The following is a 17883-nucleotide window of genomic DNA, read 5'->3' on the forward strand; positions in this document are numbered from 1 at the left end:
TCGCGCATAACGGTCGGAAACTGTCCTAGTTCCGGGTCAGAATGACGTGGTGACCGATACGACGCAGCGCCTGCTCACCCTTCTGTCGCTGCTGCAGACACCGCGCGAGTGGTCGGGCAGCGAGCTGGCGCAGCGGCTGGGTGTCAGTCCCCGGACCGTGCGCCGCGATATCGATCGGCTGCGCGAACTCGACTATCCGGTACAGGCGACGATGGGGGTATACGGCGGATATCGGCTGGCCGCGGGGACGGCGATGCCGCCGCTGCTGCTCGACGACCACGAGGCGGTATCGACCGCGATCGGGCTGCGGACCGTCGCCGCGCATGCGCTGCCCGGTGCGGACGAGGCGGCGGTGCGAGCGCTCGCCAAACTCGAGCAGGTGCTGCCGGCCCGGCTGCGGAGCCGGGTGCGCTCGGTCAGCGCCGCCACCGAAACCCTTGCCCCAACATCGGATTCGCCGGTCGACACCGGGATACTGACGGTGCTGGCGGCCGCGATCGGCGGGCGGGAACAACTGCGGTTCGGCTACCGCTCGAACGCCGGTGCGCGGACCCGGCGACTGGTCGACCCGCATCGTTTGGTGGCTGCGGGACAGCGCTGGTATCTGGTCGCCTTCGATCGCGAGCGCGACGATTGGCGGATCTTCCGGATCGACCGGATCGAGAATCCGCAGCCGATCGGCTTGCGCACCGAGGCACGGCAATTGCCCGCCGAGGATGCGGCCACCTACGTCCGCGATTCGTTGTATTCGCTCGCACCGGTGTATCGCGCGGAGGTCACCGTGTTCGCCCCGGCGGACGATATCCGCGCGTCCGCGGCTGCGCTCGGCGAGGTCGAGGAAGTCGACGACCACACCTGCCGGCTGCGCACCCAGGCCGACACCATGCAGTGGCTGGTCTTGCGGCTGCTGCGGCTCGGTTGCGACTTCCGCGTCGACTCCCCGCCCGAGGTCGCCGACCACGTCCGCGAACTCGCCGCCCGATTGCAGCGCGCCGCATCGCGCACTCGGGGATGAAAAAGCTACGGTGACAGGATATATCGCAATTTCTCAGCAAGCTGTACCGGAATACTCGAGGAGAACTGGTTATGCGTCGACTGAGTGTCACCCATCGTCTCACCGCGGCCGCGGCGGCAGCAGCGGCGGCGGCCGTGGTGTTCGCCGGTCCCGTCGCGGCGGAACCGGCTGCCGTGGACTGGTCCGCGGCGACCGCCCATCTGCGCGCGGCGGCGGCCGGGAATCCGGCGGCCGAACAGGCGATCGATCGACTGCTCGCCGCGGGGCCGACCGTCGAGCAGGCGGCGCTGCCCGCCCAGCCGTTCCAGATTCCCGCCCAATCCGACATCGGGCGCGGCACCGGCCCCGGCGTCTACGGGTCGGGAATCGCGGTGAACTACGACGGCTTCCGCCTCGGCTTCTTCGGTGGCCCGGGCACCATCGCCCCGAATCAGGGCGGGGCGAATCTGCAGGTCGTCTGGTACAACCTGTCGAACGGGCGCAGCGGCACCCAAACGCTGATCGAACACAACGACGTGCCGGTGGACACCACCATCCGCACCCCTGTTTTCGATCCGGGGGCGGGCATGGTGGTGGCCGCGGTGTACGGGACGCTGTGGCACCGGTGGCCGGTTCCGGTTTCCGACGCCAACCCCGACGGTTTCCAGTACCAGCTGGGCACCATCTCCGTCCCGTCGTTCGGCGCCGTTTACAACTGAACGACCCTGCGCGGGGACCGGTTTCGAACGGGCCGGTCCCCGCGCCGTGTCAGTGGACGAAGGGCAGACAGCCTGCCATCCCGAAATGCACCAGCAGATATCCGGAGGCGGGCACCGCGGCGACCGCTGCGGCGAACAGCGCGAGCGGGAGTCCGCGGCCGGCGCGCCTCCTGCGCGACTCGGAGCGCACCAACCGGTGCACCCGGTCGGCGACAGCGAGTGTGCTCGTGCCCAGCGCCGTATCCGGGAGCAGCGAGCGGATCTCGGCGTCCCCGGTGGCTCCGGAGAGCGTGAGCAGTGCGGTGAGGACGGCGGTGCGGCTGTGGCGACCGGCCGCGCGATCGTCGGCGCACATTTCCAGCAGGTGAGCGATGCGGTCGTCGGCGGCCGCGAACAGCGGAATGCGCGGCAGGGTAGTGGTCAGCGCGCGGGTCGACGCCCGAATCAGATGGTGCCGCCCGGCCAGATGCGCGTCCTCGTGGGCGAGTACCGCCGCCAGCTGCGGCCGATCCAGCGCGGCCACCGCGGCGCTGGTCACCACCACCGTCCCCGGCCGCCCCGCGACACAGTAGGCCGCCCGCTGCGGCGCATCGATGACCACAGCTGCGGCCGCGCCGGCGTCGTCGAGTCTCCTCCCGACGAGCGAGGCCGAGCGGGCGTGCCGGGCGCTGCTGCGTCCCGCGCGCACCACCGCACCGATCACCCGCACGCCGCGCACCACGACGAATCCGATCAGTGCGAGGGCAGAAATCAACGCGGCGGACTGCGCGACGGGACCGTGGCTGCCGTCGGCGGTGGCGTGCACGGCGACCCAGCAGTCGTCGAACAGGTGGGCCATCGGCAGATCCCAGGTGTGGGCGACCTGCACGGTCAGGGCCACCGCGGCGGCCGCCCAGGCGCCGAGGACGGCGGCGATCGCGGTGAGCCAGGCCAGCACTCCGAGCGTGGGGACGCTGCCGTGCGCGGTGAGCCGGGTCAGGATCGGCGGGCCGAGAACGCAGACCAGTGCCGAATAACCCAGCAGGCACAGCGCGAGGGTCACTCGGCGACCTCGGTACCCGGCTGCTCGGTGTGGGCGTTGCGGGTTTTCGCGCGGCGCAGCACCTTGCGTAGCGCGGCGGTGTCGTCGTCGGAGATCTGCTCGACGAAATGGGCGAGCACCAGATCGGAGCGGCCGCCGCCGAGCGCCTCGCGCATCAGCTGGGCGCTGTATTGTTCGCGGCTCAGGCGCGCTCGATAGCGATAGGCCTTGCCGTCGCGTTCGCGTTCCAGCCAGCCCTTGCGGTGCAGATTGTCCATGGTGGTCATGACCGTGGTGTAGGCGATTTCCCGGCTGCGCAGCAGGTCCTCGAACACGGTCCGCACGGTGATGGTGTCGGGAGCGGACCAGATGCGGTCCATCACCACCGCCTCCAGATCCCCGAAACGATGTGCCATCGCACCTCTCCACCATCGACTACGTACCGGGATAGTACCCATTCCCGGCCCTCGGGAACGGCTGTGGCCCCGCCGGAACGACGGGGCCACAGGGTGGGGGAGCCGACTCAGGAGGCGGCCGGAGCAGGTGCGTTGAGGGTGTTGTACATCTGCACCGCGCTGGCGATACCGACCGGCACGCCGAGGATGGCGGCGCCGATCAGCGGTCCCACGGTGGCACCGAGTCCGGCGCCGACCAGGCAGCCGGCCGCGCCGCTGCCGAGGAAGAACTCCGGCACCAGGGCGAAGCCGATCGTCGCGCCGAGCACGCAGCCGGTGATGCCGCCCACCGCGCCGCCGGCGAGGCTGCCGATACCGGTCGCCAGTCCGAACTGGGTGGCGGCCACGCTCAGGGCGGAGTTGAACTCGTCCTGGGTGTAGATCGGCTGGGCGGAGGTGACCGGTTGTTCGACGGCGGCCGACTGGGGCGCCGGCTGCTCGGCGGCCGCCTGCTGGGTCTCCGGCAGCGAGGCGGGTGCGGTGGCGGCCTGTTCGGCCTTGGGCGAGGTGGTCAGGGCGGTACCGGCGACGAGGGCGCCGTTGCCGTCCTTGACCTGGAACTGGGTGCCCACCGTGGTGAGCGAGCCCAGTCCGGTCTGAATGCTGACCGAGCCGTCCTGCGTGTTGCTGGTGTAGCGCACGCCCGGAAGGATGTCGGTGGTCAGTGTGAACGGGTCGGCGGCGATCGGTGCGCCGGCGGCGGGGGCCGCGGGCGTGCCGGTGGCGGCGTTGGCAGTGGTGGCGGTGGTTGCTACGGCACCGGTCACCATCAGAGCTATGGTCGCGCCGGAGACCAAACGGGTGGTCTTGTTCATCGGATCCTCATCGTGGTCGATCGGATAAGGCGGCGAGCGATCGGGAATTCCAGGGGGAGAATTGCCGAATTATCCGCTGCCGGTGCGAAATCCGGATTATCCGGATCGCGCGAACTGAGATTAACGAGTGCCAACCCGGCGTAAAGGTGCGACGCAGAAACGTTTACGGTTGAGAAATGTTGCTAACCAATCGGATACAGCTGCGTAATAAGCATTTAACGTGAGAAGCCAATGGGCCGAGCATGTTCCGGACGCCGCTGCGACTATTCGACTATGTACGTACGCATTTAGTAGACGATCGCGCGTACCGGACAACCACAGTAGCAACCTTCGAGCGATCCGAAAAAGCGCAGGGGCGAGACCGGTAGCGGTCTCGCCCCTGCGTGGTCGAATTCCCGTTCAGCTCGGTGTGATCCGGAACAGTCCGGTCGTGGTGCCCTGGTATTGCACGCGTCCCGGCGCGATAGTGCCGACCATCTGCAGGGTGTCGTGCACGGTGCTGGTGCCGATCAACCGGCTGGAATTCTCCGTGCCGGTTTCCGCGTCGATCACCACGAGGTGATAGGTGTCGATCACCGCTCCGGCGCTGCCGGTATCGATGCCGGCGATCTGATTCTTGCGGGCGACGGTGTAGATCTTGCCGTCCGCCAAAGAAAGCCGGGGGACCGCGGCGGATTTCACATCGCTGCTCCATTTCCGGGTACAGCCGTTACCGTCGGCATTCACGTCGACGCGGACCATGCCGCCGGTGAAATCGGCTTTGTCGGGTTCACTCGGACCGGCGTTGTCCGGCAGCGCCGGATACGGATAGCCGTAGGTGCTCGCCACGAAGACGCTGTTACCCGAGCCGATCGGCGAGTTCTCGGTGCCGTCCACCGCGGACACCGAGCAGACCGGGTGGCCGGTGCGGGTGTCGTAGACGAGCAGATTCTCCTGCGGCACCGCGTTATCCGTGATCGCCAGATAATCGGTGCCGTCACGCGGGCCGAAGAAGGTCGGACTGGCCCCGCTGCCCCAGCTGAGCTGCCCGGGTTTGCGCGCCGGGCCGCGATCGTAGGGCTGGCGCCACACTTGGTGCGGAGCGCCCGAGGCGTCCGCGGTGAACAGATAGGTGGCGTGATCGGTGGTGACGGCGGTGCCCTCCGGGGCGGTCGAGATGCTGTTGTCGACGTGCTCGCCGGGCAGTGTGATCGATTGCGCGGCACCGGTGTTCGGGTCGACCGCGCCCACTGCGCCGTTGGCGGTGGCGAACCACACCCGGCCGTCGCGATCGGGCATCAGCGAGGCGACGCTGTCGCAGCCGTTCCCGCCGCAGTGGCCGGTCACGGCGGCGCCGAGGGGCGTCGAGGAGGCGATGGACAGCTTCCAGCCGTTGCCCTCCTTCGTATGCGCGACCCGTACCAGATTGTCGTCACCGTCGACCACGACCATGTGGTCGGCGTTGTCCAGATAGGCGTAGACCCCGCCGAGTAGTCCGCCCTTGGGCAGTGACAGCGAGGTGAGCGGCTGACCGTTGTTCGGGTCGAGCAGGAATATCTTGGGCGAACGGTCGGTGACGGTGGTGCACAACGCCTGCGGCATGCCGTCGGCGCCCTGCAGAATGGTCGGGCACGCGGCGGCCAGTTCCCGGAACTGTGCGTTCACCGCGCCGGTACCGACGCCCGGCAGGGGAGTGCTGTCGGAGGATTCCGCATCGCCGTGCATGGTGGCGGTGCCGACCGGCCCGAGATACGGATCGACCGGAGGGGGTGGGCCGAACGCGGCGTTCGCGGTTCCCGCGCCGATGGTCAGTATCGCCGCCGCGGCGGCCGCGATCGAAGTGACCGCGCCCCCGGTAAAGCCCTTACGTCGCACAAGCACTCCTCGATATGATTATTCGTATCGAATGATTCAATTATTCGTATCGCGACAGGTTAGGAGACCCCGTGCCGACTGGCAACACCGGACGGGCCGAAAGCTCGCCCCCGACTCGGCGGGTGGTGTCGGTGGTGGAATTGCTCGTCGCGCACGACGGCGCGCTGACCTCGGCCGAAATCGCCGATACGCTGGGATTGAGCCGTTCCACGATGGGAGCGATCCTGGGCACCCTGGAAGAAACCGGTTGGGTGCGGCGGCTTCCCGATCTCGGCTACGAGCCCGGTCCGGCGTTGCTGGTGCTGGGCGGGCGGCTGCGGGATCGCCTGCGTGATCACGACCACCTCGAGGCGGAGCTGCGCCGGCTGGCCGAACGTGTGGGCTGCGGTGCCGCCCTCACGTCCATCGCGGGCAGCGAGGTGATCTTCGTCGCGGTGGCGGGCGGGCCCGGTCTGATCCCGGCCGGAATCGAGGCAGGCACCCGAATTCCCTTGCGCCCCCCGGCGGGCGCGGCCGTACTGGCCCACGCCGGCCTGCCCGCGCAACGCGCGTGGTTGCAGCAGGCGCCACCCGAGCGCCGGGCCGAATTCGAACAGGTGCTGGAAACCGTTCGCGCACTGGGATATTGCGCGTGGGGCCTGGACGCGGCCAGCCTGCCGACGCTGCGTGTGCTGGCCGAGGTGGTCGACCATCTGTCCGACCGTCCCGCGGACAAGGCGTTGCGTGAGCGGGTTCTGGCACTGCTGGCCACGATCGGCGGCGCGGCGCACAGCCGGGCCGATCTCGACAGCGATCGCGCACTGCCGATCAGCTATCTCGCGGTCCCGGTCCTCGACGGCGACCGGGTGGCGATGGAAGTCCAGATCGGCCCGCTCAGTGCCGCGGTCGGCGCGGCCGAGCGCGCCGAGTATGTGCGCGAAACCGTCTCCGCCGCACGGAGAATCGCGGCGGCGGGCTAGCGGTTCAGAGCCTGCTCGAACAGGGGCCAGGAGCGGTGTAGATCGTCCTGCCAGTACCCCCAGGAGTGGGTGCCGTTCGCGCGCAGGTCGAACGTCGCGGGAATGTTCAACTGCGTCAGCCGGTCTCGCAGCGCGATCGCGCAGTTGTGGGTGGCGGCCTCGAGCACCCCGCCGTAGACGAGCTGCTCGATGAGTTTGCGGTTGTTGCCGTGAATTCCGGGCCCGTCCGGATTGTCCAGGGGGCCGGGGATTCCGTTGCCGGTCGAGACGTAGATCGCCAGCCCGCGCAGCCGGTCCGCGTTCACGTACGGATCGTGGGCCGCCCACAGCGGATCGTTCGGCGCGCCCCACAGATTCAGCGGATCACCGCGCCACCGCAGCACCACACCGTCGACGAACGCCTGGCCCAGCGGATCGCTGGTGCGCGCGCAGCCGCTGTAGGACCCGACCGCCCGATACAGCTGCGGCGCGGCCAGGGCCAGCTGGAATACCGAGGTGCCGGCCATGGAGATACCGGCCACCGCATTCGCTCCGGAGCCGTGGAAGGCCGAATCGATGATCGGCGGCAGCTCCGCGGTGAGGAAACTCGACCACTTCTGCCGGCCGAGTACGGGATCGTCGGCGCGCCAATCGGCGAAATAGCTGCCGTTGCCACCCATCGGCGTCACGACCGTGACCTGTTTGCCGCGGAAGAAATCGACGATATCGGTCTGCTCGGGCCAGCTGCTGGCCTCCGAACCGCCGCTGGCGCCGTTGAGCAGATACAACACCGGCGCGGAAGCCGAACCGTCCGGCGCCCGAAGGACTTTCACCTCGATCTCGCGGTTCATCGCCGCGGAGTGCACTCGCAGATTCAGCATGCCGTCGGCTTCCTGCTCGACTCCGAGCAGGTGGGCGCCGTCGGCGGCGGGCTCGGCGGCGGCGGTGAGCGCGGCGATGCTCACCGGGGCGGGCGGTGGATCGTCGGCCGCCGCGGGTGCCGCGCACAGCGCCGCGGTCAGCACCGACGCCAGCAGGGCGGTGGGCAGTGAGCGGCGAATCATCCGCCTACCTCTCTCGTTCCGGCGGGTCTGGACGGCGGTCAAGGTAGGCCCGCGAAGGTCGCGGTCGCAAGGTGTTGCGCCGACTGTTGGGACCGACGGCCTATCGGACTCGACCGGATCTGGGGAAGGTCACAAACTTCCACGGCGACGGTTGGCGGATCGGCGCGGGTGCCGTTGACTCGGTCCGCGTGATTCGGCGGCGCGGCCGGCGCCGGCGCGTCGTCACATCTGGACGAAACGAGGGTTTCCATGGTCGGTTTCGGTTTCTTCGACGATTGGCATCCGCAGCCCGGCAGACTGATCGCCTGGGCACCCACGTCGCAGTCGCGTGCGGCGGTCCTGGCCGCCCCGGAGCACCCGGTCGGCCCGTCGTACCAGCAGCGCGAGTATCTGCGCGCGGCATATCGGCAGCGCGACAGCGGATCTCGCGCGTCCCGGCTGTGCATGATCGCCTTCGACTTTCCCAGCCCGCTGGAGCGCGACGCCATGACCCGCACGATCACCGCGTTCGCCCGCCGCCACGACACGTTCTGGAGCTGGTTCTCCTGCGAACCCGGTGAGCGGATCGCCCGCCACGTCGCCGACCCGGCCGATATCGACTTCGAGCCTCGTGACTACGGCGAGGTCACCGACAGCGACGCCGTCCGCGACCATGTGCAGCGCCACGCGCGCGACGTATTCGATTGGGACTGTTTCGGTTTCGGCGTCATCGACCGCGGCGACTCGTTCACCGTCTACGCGGCCGTGGACCACCTGCACACCGACGGTGTGGGGCAGGCGTTGTCGTGCGTGGATCTGCTGCTGCTCTACGGCAACGAACTGTCCGGCGGACAGGTGCCCATCGCACCGGTCGACGGGCACCTCGCCTACTGTGCGCGGGAACTGAGCTACAACGCCGAGCTCACCACCGAATCCGCGCCGGTGCAGCGCTGGCTGGAGTTGCTGATCCGCCACGGCGGCGCGGTGCCGTCGTTCCCGATGGACCTCGGCGTGGCGCCGGGCGCGAGCGGATTCACCCGCGGCGCGCAGATCACCGTGCCGCTGTTCGAGGAGGCGGAGGCGCTGCGGTTCGAGCAGGTGTGCCAGGACTTCGGCGGGAAATTCCTCGGCGGTGTGTTCGCCGCGATCGCGCTCACCGAATACGAATTGACCGGCAGGGACAGGTATTTCGTGTTCACGCCGGTCAACACGCGCTCGACTCCGGGGGAGCAGGGGGCGATCGGCTGGTACACCAGTCTGGTGCCGGTCGCGGTGGCGGTGCGGCCGGACGAGACGTTCACCTCGCTGGTGGGCCGCGCCCAGACCCAGGCCGATGCGGCCAAGGAGCTGGCACAGGTGTGCGTGCACCGCGTGCTGGAGCTGGCCGCCGACGATCCGCGCATCCGCACCCGGCTCGGCTTCTCCGCGCCGATGGTCTCCTACGTGGATGTGCGGCGGATGGCGGGCGCGGAGATGTTCGACCGCATCAACGGCGGACTGTACGGCAACCGGGCCAGTTCCAGCGAGGTCTACCTGTGGATCAACCGCTTCCCCGACGTCACCCAGCTGAGCATGGTGTTCCCGGATACTCCGCGTGCGCACGAGGCCGTGGCGCACTATCTTTCGACGCTGACGAAACTGTGCCGCGATATCGCTCTGACCGGCACCGAACGGGTCGATGCCGCATTACTGTGACCGAGCGCGCCCCGAGCCGTAGCGAGACCGCCTCGGCCGGAAACGGTTTCACCGATGCCGTCGCGCGTCGCGACATCTCTTCCGGCGCGGTATGGGTCGGCGTGGTCGCGGTGCTCACCGCGGCGATACTCGTGGCCCGGGCCGCGCGGTACGACTGGTTCGGCGACGAGTTGTACTTCGTCGCCGCCGGATATCATCCGGCCGCCGGATACGTCGATCAGGGACCGCTCGTTCCGCTGCTCGCGCGTGCCGCGCACGCTGTCGCGCCCGATTCCACGACCGTGCTTCGACTGCCGGCCATTCTGGCCGGGGTGGCGGCGATCGTCGTCACCGCGGCGCTGGCGCGGGAGTTCGGCGGCGGCCGCGCCGCGCGGATTCTCGCCGCGATCGGATATGCCTGCTGCCCCTATGTGGTCACTCAGACCGCGTCGCTGTCGACATTCGCTCTCGACAGTACGGCCGTCGCCGTTCTCACCTGGCTGTCGGCGCGCTGGGTGCGGACCCGAGCGGACCGGTTGCTGCTGATCGCGGGAGTGGTCGCGGCGATCGATCTGCAGGTGAAACTGCTGTTGCCCGTCGTCGTGGCCGCCCTCGCCCTCGGCATCGCCTGCTGCGGACCGCGTGAGGTCGTGCGCCGGCCCGCGCTGTGGGCCGCCGCCGCCGTCGCGGCCGTGTCGGCGGCGCCCGCGCTGCTGTGGCAAGAGCGCCACGGCTGGCCGCAGCTGGCCATGGGGGCGGTGATCCGCGACGAGCAGCGTGCCGCGACGGGCGGCACGACCGGATTGCCGGTGCAGCTGGTGACTATGGCCGGAATGCTGGGTGTGGTGCTGATCGGCTGTGCCGCTTACGGTTTCGCGAGTCGCCGGTTGCGTGACCACCGCTTCCTGGCGGTTGCCACCTGCGTCGTGGTGCTGTTCGTGGCCGTCACCGGCGGGCGCCCCTACTACGTCGCCGGGCTGCTGCCGGTACTGTTCGCGGCGGGCGCCTGCGTGCTGGCCGAGCGGTTTCCGGTGCGATGGTCGCGAGCCACCGCGTTCACCGCCGCGACGGTGTCGATCGTCATCGCGCTCGCGGTGGTGCTGCTGTTGCCATCCGGCAGCCCGCCGCGACCGGTAACCACGCGTGCCGAATTGTCCACGCGCATGCGGGTTTCGGGGACTACGGGCTGGGACACCCTCGTCGCCGGCGCGTCGCTGGCCGTGGAACGAGCCGGTCCGGATCACGCCCGGACCGCGATACTGACCAGGACCTATTGGCAGGCCGCGGCGCTGGATCGTTTCGGGCCGCCCGGACTGCCGCCGGTCTACAGTCCCGATCGCGGTTTCGCGGAGTTCGGCCGCCCGCCACCCGGCACCACGACGATCATTTACGTCGATACCGACACCGCCGAAATGCGTTTGCGCCGAATGTTTTCCATCGTCGAGCCCCTTGTGCGCCTCGGCGATCCGCGCGGGTTCCCCGGTATCGACGCCCATGTGACCATCTGGCGGTGCGCCGAGCCGCGCGACACCTGGGCGCGGCTGTGGCCGGAGCTGACGACCGACATTCTGGACCCGGGTATCTGAGGAGATATCGATGACCTATGCCGCACCCGCCGCCGGAACCGCTTCTCCCGCACACGATGTCGGCGTGAACGACCTCATCCGGGCCAAAGGCGACCGGACCGTGTCGGTCGTGATCCCGGCCCTGAACGAGCGCGCCACCATCGCGGGAGTGATCGGTTCGATCCGGCATCTGATCGGCGGACTCGTCGACGAACTGGTCGTCGTGGACTCAGGCTCGACCGACGACACCATCGCCCGCGCCCGTGCCGCGGGTGCGAGTGCGGTGTACACCCGCGAGGAGGCACTGCCGGGAGTGCCGGTGCGGGCCGGCAAGGGGGAGGTGCTGTGGCGGTCACTGGCGGTGACGACCGGCGATATCGTCGTATTCATCGATTCCGACCTGCACGATCCCGACCCGGGCTTCGTGCCCGCGTTGGTGGCGCCGTTGCTGAGAAATCCGGGCATTCAGCTGGTGAAAGGGTTCTATCGCCGGCCGCTCGGCGACAATCCGCACGGCGACACCGACGGCGGCGGGCGGGTGACCCAGCTGGTGGCCCGGCCGTTGCTGACCGCACTCGCTCCCGAGGTGGCCGATGTGCGGCAGCCGCTCGGCGGTGAATATGCCGCCACCCGCGCACTGCTCACCGCGGTTCCGTTCGCGCCCGGTTACGGCGTCGAGATCGGCATCCTGCTCGACACCCTGCACCGCTACGGTCGCGCGGCGATCGACGAGGTCGATCTGGGGATCCGGATTCATCGCAATCGGCCGACCCACGAACTGGCCGTGATGAGCCGTCAGATCATCGCGACCCTGCTCGCGCGCCTAGACATTCCCGATTCGGGGATGGGGTTGACTCAGTTCCGGCCCGAGGCGTCGGGATGGCGGCGGGTGACGAGTCCGGTGTCGTCGGCCGAGCGTCCGCCGCTGGCCTCGCTGTTCACCACCAACCCAGCAGGGGGCTGAGCTGCCGGCCGAGTTCGGGGGCCAGTGAGCGCGCGAAGCTCGCGGTGAAGTGGTGTTCGTCGTGGTAGACGAGGATATTGCCGATCTCCACCGGGCAGACGTCGCGTTCGCAGACGGCATCGGTGAGGTCGATGGGGAAGACGTTCGGGAAGGCGGCGGCCGCGTCGAGGGCCGGGTTGACCGGTGACAGCGCATCGGCGCGGTGCATTCCGCAGCTGATCGGATCGCCGTGGCGGGCCAGGCAGTCGATGGCGCGATAGCGCACACCGTCGCGGCGCAGCCATGGGGTGTCGCGAATGGCGATCACGCGGATACCCTTGTCGGACAACGCCTTCCATACGTCCTGATAGTCGGGTGGGGTTTCGTCGCCGCCCGCGTCGACCGGGCGGGTACCGGTGGTGAACACCCACTCGGGCCGTTCGTTGCCCAGCAGGTCGATCACCTCGTGCGACCAGTCGCGGCAGTCCGGATTCGGTTCGCCCTTGTACATGGCGTTCTGATCGAGAGTGAGCGGACAGCCCATCTTCAGATGCACCAGGATTTTGAAATGGTGCTGCTCGGCCAGCTGCTGCAGCGCCGGCATCCAGTGCTCGGCGTGGGAGTTGCCGACCACCGCCAGCGTGTGCTGGGCGTCGGCCGGCCCGTAGGTGCAGCTGACGACCTCGCGGTGATCCCAGTCGGCGATACATCCGTCGACGGTCGGGCGGGGTAGTTCCGCCGGCGCCTCGTACAGTGTCGGCCGCATGCGCGCCTGCGGTACCGACGCGCCGCCGACCAGTGCCTCGGCGCCGGGATACTGCACCGGGTCGAGGGCGCCCACCGCCCGCGGCGGATGAGTCTGCACGACCGCGCTCCAGGTGACCGCCGCGGAGGCGACCACCGCCGCTGTCACCGACAGGGCGACTCCGGCGGTGCGGCGATACCGGGGGCCGAACGCCGGCGCGGTGGCCTCCTGCCGGGGGCGCAGGCGCAGCGGCTGCTCGATATAGCGATGGGTGAGGTAGGCCAGACCCAGAGAAACCGCGATCACGGCCGCACCGCCGGCGACCCCGGCGCGGGAGCCGCCGCGTTCGGCGAGCAGGAAGATCAGCAACGGCCAATGCCACAGATACAGCGAATAGGCCAGGTCGCCGAGCCGGACCAGGGGAGGCGAGGCCAGCAGCCGGGTGAGCCGCGGCTGTTCCTCGGCGCCCACCCCGGTGCCGGCGAGGATCAGCGCCACGGCCGCACCGACCGGCAGCAGCGCCGGCGGGCCCGGGAACTGGTTCGCCCCGTCGGTGATCCAGCCGCCCACCGCGACGACCAGCAGGCCCGCGGCCGCCAGCACCGCGCGCAGTACCCGCGGCACGCGCAGCGAGGCGGCGGCCAGTGCCAATCCGGCGCCGACCAGTAGTTCCCACGCCCGCGCGGCGCTGTCGTAGTAGTTCCAGCCCTGATGGGTCGCCGAACCCTGCGCGGCGTACAGGAACGAGGCGAGCGTGGCGACCACGATCACCGTGGCCAGCGCCGGGCGCATCGCGCGCTCGCGCCCGAGTCTCCGGCACACCCATACCGTGGCGGCCACCACGAGCAGGGCCGCGAGGTAGTACTGCCCCTGCACCGACATCGACCACAGGTGTTGCAGGGGGCTCACCGACGGATCGGCGGCCAGATAGTCCGACCACGTCGTCGCCAGCCGCCAGTTCTGGTAGTACAGCAGCGAGGCCAGGGTCTGGCCGGCCAGATCACCCCACTGCGTGTACGGCCGCAGCGTGACGGTCGCGACCACGACGGCGCCGAGCACCACCACGAGCGCGGGCAACAGCCGGCGGGCGGTGCGCCGCAGGGTGAGGCCGATACCGACCTCACCGCTCGACTCGGCCCGGCGCAGCAGCGAGCCGGTGAAGAAATAGCCCGAGAGCACCAGGAAGATGTCCACCCCGCCCGACACCCGGCCGAACCAGATGTGGAACACCACCACCAGCGCGATGGCCAGTCCGCGCAATCCGTCCAGGTCCCGGCGGTAGCCGAGCGCTCGCGCGCGATCGACGGCCGCCTCCGTCATCGTCGCGGGCATGGCGGCGCGGCGGTGTAGAGGGGATGAACGGAAGGGGTGCATGACACGACAATTCCCTATCACACCGTCCTGACCCGGGACCAACTCCGCGAGCGTGGCGCACGGCGGGTCGACGGCCTCTTGTGAAGGTTCCCACCGTCGCGATATAGTTTGGTCATTCGCCCAAGGCGAACGACCAAGGAGGTGCGTTGGTCACGGCGGAAGAACAGGGCCGCGAGACGCGGGCCCGGCTGATGGACGCCGCGACGGAGTTGATCGCCGAACGCGGCTGGGGAGCGGTGACGACCAGGCTCGTCGCCGAACGGGCCGGGGTGCGGGCCGGACTGGTGCACTATCACTTCCGATCGGTGGACGACCTGCTGATCGACGCGGCGCTGCGGATGATGCGGCGGCTGGTCGACGACGTGCCCACCGACCTGCTCGGCGACACCGCGGCCGGCATCACCGCACTGCTGTCGCTGATCGGCGCCTATGACGACACCGACACCGATACCCGGGTGTTCAGCGAAATGCTGCTCGCCGCCACCCGGCACGAACGGCTGCGTGCGGGCCTGGCCGCCGTACTCGCCGAATTCCGCGCCGCGATCGCCGCCCGGCTGCGCGCCGACGAATCCGTCCCCGATCCGGAGGCGACCGCGGTCGTGCTGGTGGCCGCGCTGGACGGCCTGGTTCTGCATCGGCTCATCGACCCCGGAACCCGGGCACTCGACCTCGGGACGCCGCTGCTGCGGATCGCGGGCGTGCGGGGCGACTCGGGCGACGAGCGGCCCCGGTTCATTGTCGACTAGGAGAGCATGATGGCATTCGCCGAATTCGCCGCCGGGCTGGGTGCGCGGGCACTGCACACCAGGATCCTGGTCCGCGCCCCGATCGGGCTGTATCGCGCGGGTCTCGGCTTCGTCTTCGGACAGCGGCTGCTGATGATGGAACATATCGGCCGCACGAGCGGCGCGAAGCGGCACGTGGTGCTGGAGGTGGTCGACCACCCGGGGCCTCGCGAGTACGTCATCGTGTCCGGCTTCGGCAGGCGCGCCCAGTGGTACCGCAACATTCAGGCCGACTCGAAAGTCCGGCTGTGGGTCGGCACCCGGCGCGCGGTGCCCGCGACGGCCACGGCGATGACCGAGGCCGAGTCGGCGGCGGCGCTCGCGCACTACATCCGCGAGCACCCCAGGGCCTGGCAGAACCTGCGCGCGGTGATCGAACGAGCGACCGGCGCGCCGGTCGACACGCTGCCGATGGTCCGGTTGCGGTTGCGCTAGCCCCGACGCGCGCCGGGTAATACGGCGCCGACCCGCCGATATCCCGTAGCGTCGAGGCCGATGCGCAGTCGAGACGAAACGGGGCAGCCGATGCACGACCGGATCGAGCAGCTGGCAACGCAATTGGATCCGGCGGCCGAACTACGACTCATCTCCGGAGCCGGAATGTTCCGTCTGGCCGGGGATTCCGCGATCGGCCTCGCCGAGATGCCGGTATCCGACGGGCCGTCGGGGGTGCGCGGTGAGAACTGGGACGAACGTGATCCCTCGGTGAGCCTGCCGTCGGGAACCGCGCTGGCCGCTACCTGGGACCGGGACCTGCTCACCGAGATCGGGGCCCTGATCGCGGCGCAGGCCCGGCAGAAGAACGTCTACGCCGTCCTCGGGCCCACCGTGAACCTGCACCGATCTCCGCTCGGCGGAAGGCATTTCGAATGCTTCTCCGAGGACCCGATGCTGACCGCGGAGATGGCGGCCGCGTATGTGCGTGCGGTGCAGGCACACGGCGTCGCCGCCTGCCCGAAACACTTCGTGGCCAACGATTCCGAGACCGACCGGTTCACCGTCGACGTCCGCGTCGCCGCGCGCGCCCTGCACGAGCTGTACCTGTATCCGTTCGAACGCGCGGTGCAGGCCGGGGCGTGGATGGTGATGGCCGCCTACAACAGTGTCGACGGCATCACCATGACCGAATCGCCGCTGCTGGACGAACCCCTCAAGGGCAGTTGGGGATTCGACGGCGTGGTCGTCTCGGACTGGACCGCCGTGCGCAGCACCGAAGGCGCCGCGCGCGGCACCGACCTGTGCATGCCGGGTCCGTCGCCGCTGTGGGGTCCGGCCCTCGCCGACGCGCTCGCGGCCGGCACCGTGCCGAAGTCCGCGATCGACGACAAGGTCCGGCGCATCCTGCTCTTCGCCGATCGCGTCGGCGCCCTGGCCCCGCACGAGCCCGAGCCGGTGCCCGCCTTCACCGCCACACAGGCCCACGATCTGGTGCGCCGCGCCGCCGCGGCCGCGATGGTGCTCGTGCACAACGACGGTGTGCTGCCGCTGCCGCCGCAGACCTCGGTGGCGTTGCTGGGGCCCGCCGCCGCGCAGCCGCGGTACATGGGCGGCGGTAGCGCGACCGTGATCCCCGACCACACCGTCACGCCGGTCGAGGGTCTGTCGGCGGTGCTGCCGGTCACCCACACGCCGGGGGTGCGCACCGGTGACGATCTGATACCTGTGCCGCTGGACCTGGTCACCGACCCGGCCACCGGGACACCGGGACTGTGCCTGCGCTATCTGGACGGGGAGCGTGTCCTCGACACCCAGCACCGCACGGCGGGCCGGCTGGTGCTGTTCGGTGATCCGCACGCGGCGGCCGCGTCGGCGATCGAACTGCGCGCGCGACTGCGCGCCGATGTGGCGGGTGAGTGGCGGCTCGGTGTCGCGGCGCTCGGTCATTGTGTGGTGGAGCTCGACGGCGCGACGGTGATCGACACCGATATCGCCTTCGAGGGATCGGATCCCGTTGCGGCACTGCTGGATCCGCCGCAACGCTGCGTGGCGCGCGAACTCGCCGCCGGCCAGGAGGTCGACGTCCGGATCACGGTCGGATCGGGTGCGTCGGCGGCCGCGGGGCTGGGCATGATCCTGGGCGTCGGATTGGTCGTGGCGCGGCCGGAACGCGCGCCCGAGGAGGAATTCGCCGCGGCGGTCGAGGCCGCGCGCCGGGCCGAGGTGGCCGTGGTGGTCGTCGGCACCACCGAACAGCTGGAGAGTGAGGGGCGCGACCGGACCACCCTCGCGCTGCCCGGCCGTCAGAACGACCTGGTCGCCGCGGTCGCCGCCGTCAATCCGCGCACCGTGGTGGTCGTGAATTCCGGTGCCCCCGTGGAGATGCCGTGGCGTGACGACGTGGCCGCGGTGCTGCTGTCCTGGTTCCCCGGTCAGGAATTCGGCGCCGCACTGGCCGACGTGCTGACCGGCGCGGCCGAACCCGGCGGCCGGCTGCCGACCACCTGGCCGAAGGAACTCGCCGACGTGCCGGTCCGCGACACCACCCCGGCCGCCGACGGCACCCTGACCTACGACGAGGGTGTGCACATCGGCTACCGCGCCTGGCTGCGGGCCGGTGTGCAACCGGCGTATCCGTTCGGCCACGGACTCGGCTACACCGTGTGGGAGCTGAGCGATCTCGCGGTGGACGGCCACGACGTCGAGGTGACCGTGGCCAATATCGGCGAGCGGACCGGTAAGCAGGTCGTCCAGGTCTATCTGTCCCGTGAGGACAGTGCGATCGAGCGGCCGGTGCGATGGCTGGCCGCGTTCGCCAGCGTCACCGCCGAACCGGGCGGGGTGCGCCGGGTACGAATTTCGCTGCCGCAGCGAGCCTTTCAGCACTGGACCGACGCGGGCTGGGACACCGAACCCGGTCCGTTCACCGTGCACGTCGGCACCTCGGTGATCGCACTGCCGCTGACCGCGCCCATCGAGTGACCCGGCCCGGTGGGGAAATCGGGCTGGCGTACTGGACGA

Annotated in this window: 15 protein-coding genes; 9 read left to right on the forward strand and 6 right to left on the reverse strand. The window is 69.8% G+C overall.

From position 1 onward, the window contains the following. The first annotated feature begins 49 nt into the window (after positions 1–49). Together NE2_RS11500 and NE2_RS11505 are read left to right on the forward strand one after the other, a co-directional pair. A complete protein-coding gene (locus NE2_RS11500) occupies positions 50–1015 on the forward strand; it encodes a helix-turn-helix transcriptional regulator (RefSeq protein ID WP_063025956.1) in 966 nt (321 codons plus the stop codon). Positions 1016–1086: 71 nt separating this feature from the next. Further along, positions 1087–1713, forward strand: coding sequence for a hypothetical protein (locus tag NE2_RS11505; RefSeq protein ID WP_063025917.1), 627 nt, complete (start codon positions 1087–1089; stop codon positions 1711–1713). A 49-nt stretch (positions 1714–1762) separates the two neighbouring features. Here NE2_RS11505 and NE2_RS11510 read toward each other — a convergent pair whose 3' ends face one another. The 4 genes from NE2_RS11510 to NE2_RS11525 form a co-directional block, all read right to left on the reverse strand. Further along, a complete protein-coding gene (locus NE2_RS11510) occupies positions 1763–2755 on the reverse strand; it encodes a M56 family metallopeptidase (RefSeq protein ID WP_063025918.1) in 993 nt (330 codons plus the stop codon). After that, positions 2752–3150, reverse strand: a complete 399-nt coding sequence (locus tag NE2_RS11515; protein ID WP_030515798.1) for a BlaI/MecI/CopY family transcriptional regulator — start codon at positions 3148–3150, stop codon at positions 2752–2754. Before NE2_RS11515 ends, NE2_RS11510 begins: the two co-directional genes overlap by 4 nt. A 107-nt stretch (positions 3151–3257) precedes the next feature. After that, a complete protein-coding gene (locus NE2_RS11520; RefSeq protein WP_063025919.1) occupies positions 3258–4004 on the reverse strand; it encodes a DUF8020 domain-containing protein in 747 nt (248 codons plus the stop codon). A 399-nt stretch (positions 4005–4403) separates the two neighbouring features. Next, positions 4404–5864 (reverse strand): hypothetical protein, encoded by a 1461-nt coding sequence (locus tag NE2_RS11525; RefSeq protein WP_233429745.1) that lies wholly within the window; start codon positions 5862–5864, stop codon positions 4404–4406. 65 nt (positions 5865–5929) lie between these two features. On the opposite strand from NE2_RS11525, the gene NE2_RS11530 reads away from it, so the two are divergent. Next, a complete protein-coding gene (locus tag NE2_RS11530; protein WP_063025921.1) occupies positions 5930–6817 on the forward strand; it encodes an IclR family transcriptional regulator in 888 nt (295 codons plus the stop codon). On the opposite strand, the gene NE2_RS11535 is transcribed toward NE2_RS11530, so the two are convergent. Further along, positions 6814–7860 (reverse strand): alpha/beta hydrolase, encoded by a 1047-nt coding sequence (locus tag NE2_RS11535; protein ID WP_063025922.1) that lies wholly within the window; start codon positions 7858–7860, stop codon positions 6814–6816. The genes NE2_RS11530 and NE2_RS11535 overlap by 4 nt on opposite strands. A gap of 249 nt (positions 7861–8109) precedes the next feature. On the opposite strand from NE2_RS11535, the gene NE2_RS11540 reads away from it, so the two are divergent. Genes NE2_RS11540 through NE2_RS11550 form a run of 3 tightly spaced genes read left to right on the forward strand, consistent with a single transcriptional unit; the run spans position 8110 to position 12042 of the window. After that, positions 8110–9534, forward strand: coding sequence for a condensation domain-containing protein (locus NE2_RS11540; RefSeq protein WP_063025923.1), 1425 nt, complete (start codon positions 8110–8112; stop codon positions 9532–9534). Beyond that, entirely contained in the window at positions 9531–11099 is a 1569-nt protein-coding gene (locus NE2_RS11545) for an ArnT family glycosyltransferase (RefSeq protein WP_063025924.1), read from the forward strand. Before NE2_RS11540 ends, NE2_RS11545 begins: the two co-directional genes overlap by 4 nt. Before the next feature lie 10 nt (positions 11100–11109). Beyond that, a complete protein-coding gene (locus NE2_RS11550) occupies positions 11110–12042 on the forward strand; it encodes a glucosyl-3-phosphoglycerate synthase (RefSeq protein WP_063025925.1) in 933 nt (310 codons plus the stop codon). Here NE2_RS11550 and NE2_RS11555 read toward each other — a convergent pair. Next, positions 12017–14086, reverse strand: coding sequence for an acyltransferase family protein (locus NE2_RS11555; protein WP_233429746.1), 2070 nt, complete (start codon positions 14084–14086; stop codon positions 12017–12019). The genes NE2_RS11550 and NE2_RS11555 overlap by 26 nt on opposite strands. Positions 14087–14286: 200 nt before the next feature. Here NE2_RS11555 and NE2_RS11560 point away from each other — a divergent pair, with 200 nt between their 5' ends. Genes NE2_RS11560 through NE2_RS11570 form a run of 3 tightly spaced genes read left to right on the forward strand, consistent with a single transcriptional unit; the run spans position 14287 to position 17844 of the window. Further along, entirely contained in the window at positions 14287–14886 is a 600-nt protein-coding gene (locus NE2_RS11560) for a TetR/AcrR family transcriptional regulator (protein ID WP_063025927.1), read from the forward strand. 9 nt (positions 14887–14895) lie between these two features. Beyond that, positions 14896–15360, forward strand: coding sequence for a nitroreductase family deazaflavin-dependent oxidoreductase (locus NE2_RS11565; RefSeq protein ID WP_063025957.1), 465 nt, complete (start codon positions 14896–14898; stop codon positions 15358–15360). A 60-nt stretch (positions 15361–15420) separates the two neighbouring features. Continuing rightward, positions 15421–17844 (forward strand): beta-glucosidase family protein, encoded by a 2424-nt coding sequence (locus NE2_RS11570; protein ID WP_233429748.1) that lies wholly within the window; start codon positions 15421–15423, stop codon positions 17842–17844. Positions 17845–17883: the final 39 nt, after the last annotated feature.

The organism is Nocardia elegans NBRC 108235 (assembly GCF_001612845.1).
GTDB lineage: Bacteria > Actinomycetota > Actinomycetes > Mycobacteriales > Mycobacteriaceae > Nocardia > Nocardia nova.

Bases quoted from the DNA above. Each gene is read 5' to 3' on its own strand.
- NE2_RS11505 (WP_063025917.1), top strand. From the start codon at position 1,087: ATGCGTCGACTGAGTGTCACCCATCGTCTCACCGCGGCCGCGGCGGCA.
- NE2_RS11515 (WP_030515798.1), bottom strand. From the start codon at position 3,150: ATGGCACATCGTTTCGGGGATCTGGAGGCGGTGGTGATGGACCGCATC.
- NE2_RS11520 (WP_063025919.1), bottom strand. From the start codon at position 4,004: ATGAACAAGACCACCCGTTTGGTCTCCGGCGCGACCATAGCTCTGATG.
- NE2_RS11535 (WP_063025922.1), bottom strand. From the start codon at position 7,860: ATGATTCGCCGCTCACTGCCCACCGCCCTGCTGGCGTCGGTGCTGACC.
- NE2_RS11540 (WP_063025923.1), top strand. From the start codon at position 8,110: ATGGTCGGTTTCGGTTTCTTCGACGATTGGCATCCGCAGCCCGGCAGA.
- NE2_RS11550 (WP_063025925.1), top strand. From the start codon at position 11,110: ATGACCTATGCCGCACCCGCCGCCGGAACCGCTTCTCCCGCACACGAT.
- NE2_RS11555 (WP_233429746.1), bottom strand. From the start codon at position 14,086: ATGACGGAGGCGGCCGTCGATCGCGCGCGAGCGCTCGGCTACCGCCGG.
- NE2_RS11565 (WP_063025957.1), top strand. From the start codon at position 14,896: ATGGCATTCGCCGAATTCGCCGCCGGGCTGGGTGCGCGGGCACTGCAC.
- NE2_RS11570 (WP_233429748.1), top strand. From the start codon at position 15,421: ATGCGCAGTCGAGACGAAACGGGGCAGCCGATGCACGACCGGATCGAG.